This window comes from Arthrobacter sp. MYb221 (genome assembly GCF_002979835.1).
Lineage (GTDB): Bacteria > Actinomycetota > Actinomycetes > Actinomycetales > Micrococcaceae > Glutamicibacter.
The window spans coordinates 17,095-30,046 of record NZ_PCPW01000022.1 but is presented as its reverse complement, the minus strand read 5'-3'; the positions used below and the strand labels follow the sequence as shown (position 1 = coordinate 30,046).

11 protein-coding genes are annotated in these 12,952 nt (G+C 64.3%); 4 read left to right on the top strand and 7 right to left on the bottom strand.

Going from position 1 to position 12,952, the window contains the following annotated elements; translation table 11 throughout:
- Window positions 1–181 precede the first annotated feature (181 nt).
- Together CQ015_RS18030 and CQ015_RS18025 are read right to left on the bottom strand one after the other, a co-directional pair.
- Window positions 182–1,171 carry a D-isomer specific 2-hydroxyacid dehydrogenase family protein gene (locus CQ015_RS18030; protein WP_105650799.1) on the bottom strand — a complete coding sequence of 330 codons (990 nt, stop codon included), beginning with the start codon at window positions 1,169–1,171 and terminating at the stop codon, window positions 182–184.
- A gap of 13 nt (window positions 1,172–1,184) precedes the next feature.
- Entirely contained in the window at window positions 1,185–2,282 is a 1,098-nt protein-coding gene (locus CQ015_RS18025) for an isocitrate/isopropylmalate dehydrogenase family protein (protein WP_105650798.1), read from the bottom strand.
- A gap of 219 nt (window positions 2,283–2,501) precedes the next feature.
- On the opposite strand from CQ015_RS18025, the gene CQ015_RS18020 reads away from it, so the two are divergent.
- The 3 genes from CQ015_RS18020 to CQ015_RS18010 all read left to right on the top strand — a co-directional run bounded on the left by CQ015_RS18020 (window position 2,502) and on the right by CQ015_RS18010 (window position 6,104).
- Window positions 2,502–3,146, top strand: a complete 645-nt coding sequence (locus CQ015_RS18020) for an IclR family transcriptional regulator (RefSeq protein ID WP_105650797.1) — start codon at window positions 2,502–2,504, stop codon at window positions 3,144–3,146.
- Between the two features lie 44 nt (window positions 3,147–3,190).
- A complete protein-coding gene (locus CQ015_RS18015) occupies window positions 3,191–4,831 on the top strand; it encodes an ABC-F family ATP-binding cassette domain-containing protein (protein WP_105650796.1) in 1,641 nt (546 codons plus the stop codon).
- Between the two features lie 175 nt (window positions 4,832–5,006).
- Complete coding sequence (locus tag CQ015_RS18010) at window positions 5,007–6,104, top strand: acyl-CoA desaturase (RefSeq protein WP_105554792.1); 1,098 nt, start codon at window positions 5,007–5,009, stop codon at window positions 6,102–6,104.
- An 84-nt stretch (window positions 6,105–6,188) separates the two neighbouring features.
- On the opposite strand, the gene CQ015_RS18005 is transcribed toward CQ015_RS18010, so the two are convergent.
- A complete protein-coding gene (locus tag CQ015_RS18005) occupies window positions 6,189–6,554 on the bottom strand; it encodes an META domain-containing protein (protein WP_105650795.1) in 366 nt (121 codons plus the stop codon).
- A gap of 179 nt (window positions 6,555–6,733) precedes the next feature.
- Here CQ015_RS18005 and CQ015_RS18000 point away from each other — a divergent pair, with 179 nt between their 5' ends.
- Window positions 6,734–7,396 carry a phosphoribosyltransferase gene (locus CQ015_RS18000; protein ID WP_105650794.1) on the top strand — a complete coding sequence of 221 codons (663 nt, stop codon included), beginning with the start codon at window positions 6,734–6,736 and terminating at the stop codon, window positions 7,394–7,396.
- A gap of 75 nt (window positions 7,397–7,471) precedes the next feature.
- On the opposite strand, the gene CQ015_RS17995 is transcribed toward CQ015_RS18000, so the two are convergent.
- The 4 genes from CQ015_RS17995 to CQ015_RS17980 form a co-directional block, all read right to left on the bottom strand.
- Window positions 7,472–8,878 carry a 2-hydroxycarboxylate transporter family protein gene (locus CQ015_RS17995; RefSeq protein WP_258138851.1) on the bottom strand — a complete coding sequence of 469 codons (1,407 nt, stop codon included), beginning with the start codon at window positions 8,876–8,878 and terminating at the stop codon, window positions 7,472–7,474.
- A gap of 93 nt (window positions 8,879–8,971) precedes the next feature.
- Window positions 8,972–9,850: a hydroxymethylglutaryl-CoA lyase gene (locus tag CQ015_RS17990; RefSeq protein ID WP_105650793.1), complete on the bottom strand. Its 879-nt coding sequence runs from the start codon at window positions 9,848–9,850 to the stop codon at window positions 8,972–8,974.
- Window positions 9,850–11,088, bottom strand: coding sequence for a CaiB/BaiF CoA-transferase family protein (locus tag CQ015_RS17985; protein ID WP_105650792.1), 1,239 nt, complete (start codon window positions 11,086–11,088; stop codon window positions 9,850–9,852). Before CQ015_RS17985 ends, CQ015_RS17990 begins: the two co-directional genes overlap by 1 nt.
- 386 nt (window positions 11,089–11,474) lie before the next feature.
- Window positions 11,475–12,917, bottom strand: a complete 1,443-nt coding sequence (locus CQ015_RS17980) for an MFS transporter (RefSeq protein WP_105650791.1) — start codon at window positions 12,915–12,917, stop codon at window positions 11,475–11,477.
- Window positions 12,918–12,952: the final 35 nt, after the last annotated feature.

The following is a 12,952-nucleotide window of genomic DNA, read 5'->3' as shown; positions in this document are numbered from 1 at the left end:
GCCGGAGTTGGTGACGGTGAATCCGAATCTCACGGTGATGATGATTGGTGAGCGCTGCGCCGAACTGATCCGCGGCAGCTGATCCGCGGCAATCGGGGGTGCCGCCGGATGCCCGGCGGCACCCCCGCTTCAAGTTGTGCCACCATTGCCAACGGCCAATTGATCGTTGGCCTTGCGGCCGCTAAACCGCTTGGATCTCCGGCGCACGCTTGGTCGCCGTGATCACCCCACGCGGGACCTCCCCACGCAACACCGCATCGAGGTTCTCCCACACGGTCTCGATGCGCCGCGCCACGTTTTCCCAGCCCACACCGGCCATATGCGGGGTGCAGAGCACGCTCTGAAGCTCCAGCAGTTCGCTGTTCAGGCTCAGCGGCTCGCTTGCGAACACGTCCAGTCCGGCTCCGGCGATTCGCCCTTCGCGCAGCGCCTGGATCAGCGCTTCCTCATCGATCACCTCGCCGCGCCCGACGTTGACCAGCACGCTGCGCGCGTTCATCTTGGCCAGTTCTTCGCGGCCGATCAGCTTCTCCGAGTCGGCGTTCAGCGGAAGATTCACGCAGACGACGTCCGAGACGCGCAGCAGTTCATCGAGCGAGACCTGCTTGGCGGAGATCAGCTCGGAGACGGTCAGCGGGATTTCGGCGTTGTCGTAGAAGACCACGTTCGCCCCGAAACCGTGATGCACCACCTTGCCCACCCAGCGCCCGATATTTCCCAGCCCCACGATGCCCACGGTCTTGCCGTAGAGCTCCGAGTAGGAGGCTTCGTCCAGGTCTTGACGCCATTTGCCTTCGCGCAGTGCCGCGGTGGAGGCCGGGATGCGGCGCAGCAGGGTGAGGATCAGGGAGAGCGCGTGCTCGGCGACGGAGATCGAGTGGGTTTTCATCTGCGCGACGGGAATGCCCAGGTCGTTGAGCACCTCCAAGGGCAATTGCCCGTAGCCCGAGCTCATGTACTGGATGAACTTCGCCTTTCCCGCGGCCCGGAAGACTTCTTCGGGGATTTCGATGCCCGCGATAATGAAGTCCGCCTCCGCCGCTTCGCGGCACATGCGCTGGACCGAGGTGCCGGCGGGCAGCACGGTCAGCTGGAACCCCGCCGGAGTGGAGCGTTCCAGCCCGTCGATGTAGTCCTTCAGTGGGTTCAGAAAAAGTACCTTCTGATTCATCTTCCGTACCTTTCTAGAAGCTCTGGGTGGATAGCTTGGCGGTGGACTTCAATGCCTGGAGCACCGCGTCGGTGACTTGTCCGGTGCTGGCGGTGCCGCCGATGTCCTTGGTGCGCGGCCCGCTGGCCAGCACCTGTTCCACCGCTTCGTTGATGTGGCGTGCGGCTTGCAGGCAGGCGGCATCTGCGCGGCGTTCGCCAAGCCAGTTCAGCATCATCGCGGCGGAGAGTATCATCGCGATCGGGTTGGCGATGCCGGTCCCGGCGATATCCGGGGCGCTGCCGTGCGAGGGCTGGAAGACCCCGTGGCTCAGGCTCACATCGGCCGAGGGGGCCACGCCCAGCCCGCCGACCAGCCCGGCGGCGATCTCCGAGGTGATGTCGCCGAAGATGTTCTCGCTGACGATCACGTCGAAGCGTTCCGGATCGGTGACCAGGTACATCGAGCCGGCATCGATGTAGAACTTGTTGCTCTCGATGTCGGTGTTCTTCGCGGCCACCTCGTCGAAGACCTTCTCCATCAGCACATTGCTGCGCAGCGCATTGGACTTGTGCAGCAGGGTGACCCGTCCCGGGGTGCCGCGCTTGCGCCGGGCGCGGGCCTCGGCGAAGGCCACGTCGAAGAGTTTCTCGCAGGTGGCGCGGGTTATGGTCATCCGGTCGGAGGCCTGCTCATCGCTGGGCTCGTGGGCATCGTGGAGCCCGGCGAACATCCCCTCGGAGGTCTCGCGGATGACCAGCATGTCCACGCTTTCGGCCTTCACCGCGGAAGGCACGCCGGCGAAGAGCTTCACCGGGCGCAGGCTGGCGAAGAGTTTGTAGTGCGCACGCATTTCCACCTGAGCACCGAGCTCCAGGCCGTGCTCGTCGCGCACATTGGGAAGCCCCATGGCGCCGAAGAGCACCGCATCGGTTTCGCCTATCACGTCCATGTCCGCCGCGGTGATCTTGCGTCCGGTGCGTCGGTAGAGGTCGGCGCTGAAGTCATAGGTGGTGTAATTCAGCTTCAGGTCGAACTGCTTTTCGCATTCGCCGAGCACCGCCAGTGCGGAGTCTAGGACCTCGGGGCCGATCCCGTCGCCGGGGATCACCGAAATTTCGTACTGCGCCATAACTTTCCTACCTTCGACGATCATTCCCACCTTATGGGAAATTGTTGCTATTTAGTGGGAACACGATAGCAGGGGGTGAGAGGAATCACCAGCCCGTAGCGCGGCATTTCCACTCTTGATTGCACCCCTCGATTTCCCATACAGTAGGAATTAGTTACCTCCAAGTGGCAATAACCGCCGACCGGGACGGTATTTCCCTCCAGTGAAAAGGCCAAGCACTTGTCCGAGACCACCGCAAACCGCCAGCTCGACCGCATCTGCCTGATTCTTGACGCGCTGGAATTCGGCGACGCCACGGCCAGCGAATTAGCCCGACGCACCGGGCTGTCAACCTCCACCGCACACCGGTTGGCGCTGAATCTGGCCGAATACGACTTCCTGCGCCGCGAACCCTCGGGCAGCTTCAGCCTCGGCCGGCGCTTTGTGCGCAGCCGCCTGGAAATCGTGGGGCTCAGCTACCTGACCGAGCTGCGCGACACCACCGGGGAGACCGCGCAGCTGTGGATCCGCCGCGGAGACGCGCGCGTCTGCGTCGCCTCGGTCGACTCGCGGCACGAGCTGAAAGCCACCCTGCCCGTCGGCGCCAGCCTGGCCCTGCCCCACGGCTCCAGCGGCCGACTGCTGGCCTTCGATGCCGCGGCCATTTCCGCGGTGGAAGCCAACGGCTGGGTGGAATCGGTGGGACTGCGCACCCCGGGCCTCGGCTCGGTCAGCGCGCCGATCACCCAGAAAGACCACGTGGTGGCCTCCATCTGCCTGGCCATGCCGCTCTCGCGCTGCGCGGTCTCCCCCGGCGCGGACCACGGAGCGCTGGTGGCCCACACCGCCGCGCAGATTTCCCAGGCCTTCGCCAACCAACGCTAGGGGCGTGCGCGAGCGCGCGGCGAGAAGAACCTAAACTTGAAGCCATGACTGCAACACTGGTGGCCAAGGACCTTGCCGGGGGCCACGCCGATCGAACCCTCTTCTCCAATCTCAGCTTCACGCTCTCCCCCGGAGAGGTCTATGGCATCGTGGGCGCCAACGGCGCCGGCAAGACGACCTTGCTGCGGCTGCTGGCGGGGGTCGACGAGCCGATGGGCGGGAGCGTATCCACCGCCCCGGACGGCGCGTTCATCGGCTGGATGCCGCAGGAGCACGAGCGGATCGCCGGCGAATCCATCGCCGCGTACCTGGCCCGCCGCACCGGCTGCGCGCAGGCCACCGCCGCCATGGAAGCCACCGCCGAAGCGCTGGGCTCCGGGGATCCCGGGGCCGATGATGCCTATGCGGTGGCCTTCGAGCACTGGATGGCCTCCGGGGCCATGGACCTGGAGGACCGCGCCCCGGGCGTGCTGGCGGAGCTCGGCTTCGAGCTGCCCATCGACTCGCTGATGACCGCGCTGTCCGGCGGGCAGGTGGCGCGCATCGCGTTGGCCGCCCTGCTGCTCTCGCGCTTCGATCTGGTGCTGCTCGACGAACCCACCAACGATCTGGACCTGGCCGGACTGCAGCGTCTGGAAAGCTTTATCACCTCGCTGCGCGCGGGCGTCGTGCTGGTCTCCCACGACCGCGAATTCCTGGCCCGCTGCACCACCGGCATCGTGGAACTGGATCTGGCGCAGCACCAGGTCGCGGTCTACGAGGGCGGCTACGACTCCTATCTGGAGGAACGCGAGATCAACCGCCGCCATGCCCGCGAGGCCTACGAGGAGTTCGCCGGCAAGAAGGCCGATCTGGTCTCCCGGGCCCGCACCCAGCGCGAATGGTCTTCCCAGGGGGTGCGCAACGCGATGAAGAAGAACCCGGATAACGACAAGCTGCGCCGCAAGGCCTCCAACGAGTCCTCCGAGAAGCAGGCGCAGAAGGTGCGCCAGATGGAATCGCGGATCAAGCGTCTGGAAGAGGTGGCCGAACCGCGCAAGGAATGGGTGCTGCAGTTCGAGATCGCCGCGGCCGAGCGCTCCTCATCCGTGGTCTCCACGCTCAACGAGGTCGCCTTGGAGCGCGGGCATTTCAGCTTCGGCCCGCTGTCCATCCAGCTGAACGCCGGGGAGAAGATCGGCATCACCGGCCCCAATGGCGCGGGGAAGTCCACGCTGCTGAACCTGCTGCTGGGCAAGCTGTCCCCGGATTCGGGCACCGCAACGCTGGGCACCTCGGTAGCCATCGGCGAGATCGACCAGGCGCGCAGCTACCTGCCCGAAGAGCTGCCCCTGGGCACCGCCTTCGAAAACGCCCTGCCGGAGATGACCTCGGCCGATGCACGCACCCTGCTGGCGAAATTCGGGTTGAAGGCCAACCATTCGGCCGCCCTGGTCGGTGCGCTCTCCCCCGGGGAACGCACCCGCGCCGGCTTGGCGCTGCTGCAGGCGCGCGGCGTGAATCTGCTGGTGCTCGACGAGCCCACCAACCACCTCGATTTGCCGGCCATCGAACAGCTCGAAGAGGCGCTGGAAAGCTACGAAGGCGCGCTGCTGCTCGTCACCCATGATCGGCGGATGCTGGAAAATGTGCGTCTCGACGCGCGCTGGGAAATCTCGGACGGCCAGCTCACCGTGCGCCACTGACCGGGCGCGGTCCTCCTGGCACTGACTTCGACGGCAAAAACGATCGAAACAATTTGAAATTCTGCCCGCCGGACAGACAGTTCACAGATATTCAACGTAAGCTTTTAAATATGGGAGCCGAGTTTTTCAGTTCTTTCGACTGTGAAGTCGACGCCTATACCCCAAGGATATTTACATGAGTAGCAGTTCAGTCATGGAATCCACCGCACCTTCCGTCAAACCCGGTGATCCGAAAAGCTTCTTCCACGTGAAGAAGCTCGTCGCCGATGCCGGTTTGGTCCAGCGCCGCCGCGGCCACTACCTCGGCGTGGCGATCGTCTTAACCGTCCTGCTGGGCGGCACGATTGCCGGATTCGTCCTGCTCGGAGACAGCTGGTTCCAGCTGCTCATGGCCGGCGCCTTGGGCCTCTTGCTGACCCAATTCGCCTTCCTCGCCCACGAAGCGGCGCACCGCCAGATCCTGACCTCGTCAAAGGGCAATGACAAGCTGGGCCAGTTCCTGGCCAACATTGTGGTCGGCATCAGCTACCAGTGGTGGATGAACAAGCACAATAAGCACCACGCCACACCGAACACCATCGGCAAGGACCCGGATATCGAGTGGGACACCATCTCGTTCCAGACCGAAGATGCCAAGCGCCAGCGTGGTGTGCTCAAGTGGATCACCGAGCGTCAGGGATACCTGTTTTTCCCGCTGCTGACCATGGAAGGCCTCAACCTTCACATGCTCTCGATCAAGTACCTGTTCCGCGCGAACCGGGTGAAAAACCGCAAACGCGAAATGTTCTCCATCGCGCTGCGCATCGTGATCTACCTGGCCGCGATCTTCTACTTCCTGCCAATCGGCATGGCCTTCGCCTTCATCGGCGTACAGCTGGCAGTCTTCGGCGTCTATATGGGTGCGTCTTTCGCACCGAATCACAAGGGCATGCCCATGATTCCGCAGACCGCACGCATCGACTTCTTCTCCCGGCAGGTTCTGACCGGGCGTAACATCATGGCGAAGTCCACCTGGGGCAACCGCATCCTGTCGCATGTCTATGGCGGGCTGAACTACCAGGTGGAGCACCACCTGTTCCCGTCGATGCCACGCGCCAACCTGGCTGCCGTGTCCAAGATCGTACGCCAGTACTGCGAGGACCACCAGGTTCCGTACACCATCGCCACCGTGCGTGAGTCCTACTCCCAGGTCATCACCTACCTGAACAAGGTTGGCCTCTCGGCCCGCGACCCATTCGATTGCCCGATGGTCACCGGTTTCCGAACCATCTAGTTTTCCCGCACCGCGCAAAGCCTCAGGGGAGGATCCATTTCGGATCCTCCCCTGAGGCTTTTTTGCCGCCGCTTGGGCCCTTGGCTACTCACCGCGTTTCAGCGTGCCGACCTCCGCGTTATCCGCGTCCAGGACGAGCATGGTATCGCCCGAGACCTGGGCGGCCACCGCGGAAGCCAACCACGGGTCGATTCCCGGGCAGTACATCTTGGTGCTGCTCAGCTGCTCGAAGCGGATCTCGCCGTCGGCCTCGCTCCATTGCCCGGCGATCCGATTGCAGCCATCGTTGCCCGACACCTTTCCGTCCGCGGCCAGCTCAAGCCACGGACTGCCCTGCGCCTTCTCGCCCCAGAGCCCGGCAGGGTCCGCGCCCGCCCCGGAGCTACCGGCGCAGGAGGCAAGGCTCACCGCAAGGAGCGGCACCACTAGAACTGCTAGAAATCGCTTCATAGTCCCAGCGTAGAACGAGGCGGGCGGCGATCCAACGAAGTAGCGATAATTCGTGGCCCGCACCCGGCACACCCCGATGGATTGCCCAGCTTCACGGGCGACGCCCGGGGCGCAAAGACTTCTTCGCCCGATCTTTAGGTCCCCTTTCGCCCTTGGCCAGAAGCGCGCAGACTAAGAGGATGGGTACCGAAGCAGCACCGATGTTCGCCGATCGCCACGATGCCGGCAGGCAGCTGGGAGTTCGGCTCGCCAGCAACCTGCCGCCGGCAAATTACCTGGTCGCCGGCTTGCTGCGCGGAGGAGTGCCGATCGCCGCCGAGGTCGCCGAGGCGTTAGGTGCCCCGGTGGCCGCTATGACGGTGCGCAAATTGGGGGTTCCGGGCTTTGCCGAGACGGCCTTCGGCGCGCTGGCCAGCTATCGCGGCAGCCTCGCAACTTACCTCAACCCCGCGATCCATGCCCAGGTGCTCGCCGACTTCGGACGGTCCACGGTGGAGAAGGTGGAAGGCCGCGCCCGCACCGAGGCCGACCGGCTGGCCGGGGTCTTCGCCGACTACGCTCCCCCGCTAGCGGGAGCCACCCTCGTCCTATGCGACGACGGGCTGGCCACCGGGGCCACGATGAAGGCGGCCCTGCTGCTCGCCCGCCGGCTCGGCGCCCACCGGCTGATCGCCGCCGTGCCGGTGGCCCCGGCAACGTCGCCCAAGGAATTGGCCGAATTCTGTGATGAGTACTTCGCGTTGCACCTCCCGCAGCATTTTGGCGCCGTGGGCCGGTTCTACGACCGGTTCGATGCCACCGGCGAGCAGCAAGCGCTGGCCCTTCTGCGCGCAACAAGTTGAGCGCGCACGGTAATGGCCCGAGCCGCGCAGTGCGCGGCTCGGGCCATTACCTCGGGCTGGGAGCTTGCCCCGGCCCTATGCCGGCAGGAAGGGCACCAGCAAGGTGGTGAGGAACAAGACGAAAGCTCCGCCGATGCGCGTGGACAACGCGGCAAAGGGCATCAGGTGCATGCGTTCGGCGGCGCTGAGCACCGAGACGTCACCTGAGCCGCCGGTATCGGCCATCACCAGCCCCGGGGTGATCGCGGCTTCCACGAAGTTGAACTTCAGCAGCCAGCCGATGAAGCCGGCCGAGAGACCCGCGGCTAGCACGGTGCTCGCCACGAGCACCATGAACATCGGATCGCCCAGCGAGCCGAGCACCTCGTTGATGTCGATGAAGGAAATGCTCACGCCCACCAGCAGGGCCGGAACCAGCACCGCGGTGATCATTTCGCCCCAGTCGGTGGTGGCCTCCTCAAGCTCCTTGGGCAGCAGGCCGAAGATCTTCAGCGCCGCGGCGGCGAGGATCATCCAGGCGTAGGGGTGCAGCACCTCGAAGTAGGCGCCCAGCAGTTCGCCCAGGACAAAGAGCACCGCGGTCAAGGCCAGTCCCTTGCCCAGGGTCAGGAAGCTTGCGACGGTGCGCTTGGGCGGGGTGACTAGTTCCGCGCGCTTTCCCTTCACCCGCATCAGCTCGCCGTTGCCGCTGAACCCGATGAACAGCTGCTTGCGCTTGCCCATTCCGTTGAGCACCCCGGCGATGAGGATGCAGAAGATATTGGCCACGACCACGGCCGACATCAGATCGCCCATGTAAACCGAGGAATCCGCTCCGCTGTGGGCACTGTACATTTCGCTCATCGGCACCGCGCCGAGTCCGAGGCCACCGGCCATCACCGGTGCCGCCACGGTGAGCACCGCGGTCCAGAAGCCGTAGCCGCTGAGGGCACCAAGCACGCCGGTCAGGGTGAAGGCCAACAGGATGCAGGAAAGCAGCGGGATGGCGAAGCGCGGGCCTGCCTTGATCAGCAGGGCGCGCGGGGCGCCCAGGATGGAACCGGCGATGACCGCGGCGACGAAGAAGTCAAGGAACCCGTGGGTGGTGACGAATTCGGTGACCACCACCGTCATCGCTTCGGGCATCACGCCATAGAAGATCAGTACCGCGGGAACGAAGGTGCACAGCACCGTGGGCAGCCCGAAGTCGCGGACCACCGGGAAGAGGTTGCCCAGCCAGATCAACAGGCCGCCGAGCAGCATGGCCACGGCAAAGCCGCCGAGCATCCCGCCGGGAAGCTTATCGGTGAGCGCCGCGATCAGCACCACGGCCGCGAGGATGGCATACAACCAGATCGGCATGCCGGTGATCGTCGAATGGCGCGGATTCGAATGATGCGCCCCCTTGGGAAGCTGCGCCTTTTGCAGCAGCCGCTCCATGGCTTCCGGGTCTCGATCCGCATCCTGATGCGGAAGGTTTGCAATTTGATTGCTCTTTGACATCGTATTCTCCCGATGTTTGCCGGTCCGCCTACCATCCGCCTGGCGTGCGCCGCGGGCGATAGCTGAACCTGTGAGGTATCTAGGCTACGTTGCCTAGCGGGTGGGAAGTTCTTTGGGGCTCAGTGCCGGGGCGGAAGCCACCACGGTCTGCGCCAGCGCGGTGGCTTCGGCCAGCGCGCTTTCGTCGATGCCGGTGTCGTGCCCCTGGGCGTGCAGGTAGCCCACCAGCTCACCGGTGGACAGGTTCCCCGCCGCTCCCGGTGCAAAGGGGCATCCGCCGTAGCCACCCAAGGCGGCATCGAAGCGGGTGATTCCCGCGTCCACGGCCAGCCCCACGGTTTCCAGTGCCTGGCCGTGGGCGTTGTGCAGATGCAGGTAGTAGGTCAGCTCCGGCTCGTGGTCCTGCACGTACTTCACCGAATCCATCAGGCGCCCGGGTGCGGTGGTGCCCAGGGTGTCGGCCAGCCCGATGTTGCTGATCCCCATGGATTTGAAGGCGCGCACCACCCGCAACAGGTGTTCTGCGCCGATTTCGCCTTCGAACGGGCAGGTGAAGGCGGTGGAAATGCCTGCCACGAATCTCGTGGCTGGATGCTTGGCCACGTCTGCGGACAGGGAGGCCAGCGCCTCTTCGATGCTCGCTCCGGCGTTGGCGCTGCTGTGCGCCTGGCTGGCCGAGGTGACCACCGAAATTTCCCTCGCCCCCGCGGCGGCCGCACGGGTGATGCCTTTGCCGTTCAGCGCCAGCGCGGTGTATCCCACCGAACCCCGGCGTTTGAGTCCGGCGAACAGCTCCGCGGCATCGCCCATTTGCGGCACCCTGGCGGGGTTAACAAACGAGGCGACCTCGAGCCGCCGGATCCCGGCATCCATGATCGCCTCGGCCACGCGCAGCTTGTCTTCGGTGCCCACGATGACCGGCTCGTCCTGCAAGCCATCGCGCAAGAAGACGTCGGTGATCTCGACCTGCATTATTTACTCACCGCTTCGGCGTTCAGCGCCGCCAGCTGTCCGGCGTCGAAGCCGGCCAGTTCGCGCAGGACCTGATCGGTGTGCTCGCCGAGTTCCGGCCCTACCCAGCGCACGGACCCCTCATGGCCTGGAATTTTCGGGACCACACCGGGGAAGCGAATCAGCTCTGGTTCGTCGTCGATGACGACCTCATGGGTTTCGATCATGCCGCGGGCGATATAGTGCTCGTCCTTGGCGATCGATGGGGCGTCGTAGACCGGTGCGGCGGGAACTCCGGCGGCGTCCAGGACTTCGAGCGCCTGCTCCAGTGGCATGCTCCCGGTGAAGGATTCGATGGCGCCGTTCAGCTCTTCTTCGCGTGCCCCGCGGCCTTCGGTGGTCAGCAGGCTGGTATCGGTTGCAAGGTCTTCGCGTCCGATGGCCTTCATCAGCCGGACGAAAACCGAGTTGGAGTTCCCGCCGATCACCACCTCTAGACCGTCCGCGCAGGTATAGGATCCGGTGGGCACCACGCCAGGCAGTCGCCCGCCGGTGCGCTGGCGGACCATGCCGTAGGCGTCGTAGTCCGGAACCAGGGATTCGAGCAGCGAGAAGATCCCCTCATACAGGGCCACGTCTACCACGTTGCTTGATTGGTTGCTGCCGCCGCGGGCCCGGTTGAGCATCAGCATCAGCGCGCCGATTACTCCGTAGAGCCCGGCGACGGTATCGCCGAGGCTTGCCGCGGCGCGGCCTGCCGGACGGTCGGGTTCGCCGGTGATGTAGCGCAGCCCGGCGAAGGACTCGGCCGAGCTGCCAAAGCCCGCCCGGTCCTTGTAGGGGCCGGTTTGGCCGTAGCCCGAAATGCGCACGATCACCAGATTCGGGTTGATTTCGTTGAGCACCTCCGGCCCCAGCCCCCACTTTTCCAGGGTGCCAGGGCGGAAGTTCTCGATGATCACATCGGTGCTGGCAACGATCTTCTTAATCGCTTCGGCCCCGAGTTCGCTGCGTAGATCCAGCGCCACGGACTTCTTATTGCGGCCCACGGTACGGAAGAGCATCGAAGTCGAGCCTCGGCTCTTGCGCCAGTCACGCAATTCATCGCCCACGTTAGGCCGTTCAATCTTGATCACCTCTGCGCCGAAGTCACCGAAGATGCGGGCGGCAAACGGTGCGGCGACGAAATTTCCCAATTCCAGCACACGGATACCGGCCAGCGGCAGATTGTTCTCGCCTAGATGTAGATTCTCAGTCAATGTTTTGACCCCTGTTCAACTTGCAATATTTTCCCATGCAATGGGAATAGCATCCCCTTGAGCGGTAAAACTGTAGCAAGTGATGCGGACCACAGCAACACTTTTCGTGAACAATTCTGCGGAGCCTCGCCCCATAACGCCATCTGAAACGAAATGACTAGGCCAGATAGGTGGAATTACGCGGTGGATTAGAAGCCAATGAAGGGCGAACGCAGGGATTCACATTGGGAGGGCGCCGTCGAAAACGGCGCATTTATGCCCTTGGCGACATCGAGATCCAGAACTAAAAGCCGGCCTAGCCGGTCCAGGCACCTTTCGGGACACAGGCGCACGGCGCGGAGTGATAGCCGCGGACGGCCACGGCGGTGGCTCTTTCGAGCGGTCGCTTAGGCGATCGAGATCAGGTCCCGGTGCCCTTTGCGCTGATCGATAATGGCGACAAACATGGTGATCAGCACCAACAGCGCGATGGCTACGAAGGAGAAGCTCATCGCGTTGGTCCAGCCGGACAGATGGTTCACCCCATAGAAGATCGCGGTGATCATTGCCAGGCCCACGGCGGTGCCGACACGCTGCGAGGTCTGCATGAGCCCTCCGGCGCTGCCGGAGTTTTCCACGGGAACTTCCATCAGCGTCAAGGTCTGGTTCGGGGAAATAATGAATCCCTGGGCGATGCCGATGAAGGCCAGCGAGAGCATCATCCACCAGATGTTGAGCAGACCCCGTGCTTCGAGCTCCACCACCATAATCGTGGCCAGCAGGCCGAACAACGCGCTGCCGGCGCCGAAGACGATCAGCTTGCGTCCGACACTCATCACGTAGTTTCCTGCCAGCTGGGAACTGACTGCCGAGAGCAAGGCCGCCGGCAGGCAGATCAGCCCCGCCTGCAGGGCGCTGAAGTCCAGCGCGCTTTGCACATAGATGGCCACCAGAACCCAGACGCTACTGACTCCCATGAAGTACAGCCCGGCGATCAGGCTTCCGTTGGTGAAGCTGGAGATCTTGAACAAGGACAATTCGACCATCGGGGCGCGTCCGCGCGCCTTGTACTTCTTCTCCCAGTGCACCCAGAAGACCAAGATCCCCAGGCCCACGACGAGCAGCGCCCACAGGGCGGGGTTTTCGCGCCCCTGCACAAAAGGCAGCAGGAAGGCGAGCAGGCCGGCCGCCAGCAATACGCCGCCCACCGGGTCCAGGTCCAGCTTTCCGGTGCCGCGCACGAGCAGCGGTCGGGGAAGCCAGAGCAAGGCCAAGAGCACGGCGATGATGCCCACCGGTACGTTGATCAAGAACGTCCAGCGCCACCCGGCATCGGGTCCAAGCCAACCGATGAGGAAGCCGCCGAGCACCGGGCCGATCGCCACGGAGACGCCGATGACGGTACCGAGCAGCCCGTAGGCGCGTCCGCGTTCGGGGCCCTTGAAATGCTGCTGGATCATGCCCATCACCTGCGGGTTGAGCAGCCCGGATCCCAAGCCCATAATGAATCTGGCAATGTTCAGGCTCGTCGGGTCCGGCGCCAGGCCAGCGAGGATGGATGAGAGCGTGAAGATGACCACGCCGGCAACGAACACCACGCCGCGGCCCAGCACGTCTCCGGCACGGCCGGCGGCCACCAGCACCACACCGAAGGTCAGCGCGTAGCCGGCCAGCACCCACTGCATATCGGCTTCGGAGGCACCGAGGGTGGTCTCGATCGATGGCAGCACCACGTTCACGATGCTGACGCTGACCAGGGACATGAACATGGTCGCCAGCAGCACCCAGAGCAGTCGCCAGCGCGCGCCGGACGACAGCGGTTCCGGTACCGTCAAAGATCGCTCGGGCATAGTCCAACTTTCCACGATTTAACTGCGCCAGCGGC

Excerpts from the sequence above, each read along its gene's own strand:
- CQ015_RS18030 (WP_105650799.1), bottom strand. The coding sequence starts at position 1,171 with ATGAATCAGAAGGTACTTTTTCTGAACCCACTGAAGGACTACATCGAC.
- CQ015_RS18025 (WP_105650798.1), bottom strand. The coding sequence starts at position 2,282 with ATGGCGCAGTACGAAATTTCGGTGATCCCCGGCGACGGGATCGGCCCC.
- CQ015_RS18015 (WP_105650796.1), top strand. The coding sequence starts at position 3,191 with ATGACTGCAACACTGGTGGCCAAGGACCTTGCCGGGGGCCACGCCGAT.
- CQ015_RS18010 (WP_105554792.1), top strand. The coding sequence starts at position 5,007 with ATGAGTAGCAGTTCAGTCATGGAATCCACCGCACCTTCCGTCAAACCC.
- CQ015_RS18005 (WP_105650795.1), bottom strand. The coding sequence starts at position 6,554 with ATGAAGCGATTTCTAGCAGTTCTAGTGGTGCCGCTCCTTGCGGTGAGC.
- CQ015_RS18000 (WP_105650794.1), top strand. The coding sequence starts at position 6,734 with ATGGGTACCGAAGCAGCACCGATGTTCGCCGATCGCCACGATGCCGGC.
- CQ015_RS17995 (WP_258138851.1), bottom strand. The coding sequence starts at position 8,878 with ATGTCAAAGAGCAATCAAATTGCAAACCTTCCGCATCAGGATGCGGAT.
- CQ015_RS17990 (WP_105650793.1), bottom strand. The coding sequence starts at position 9,850 with ATGCAGGTCGAGATCACCGACGTCTTCTTGCGCGATGGCTTGCAGGAC.
- CQ015_RS17980 (WP_105650791.1), bottom strand. The coding sequence starts at position 12,917 with ATGCCCGAGCGATCTTTGACGGTACCGGAACCGCTGTCGTCCGGCGCG.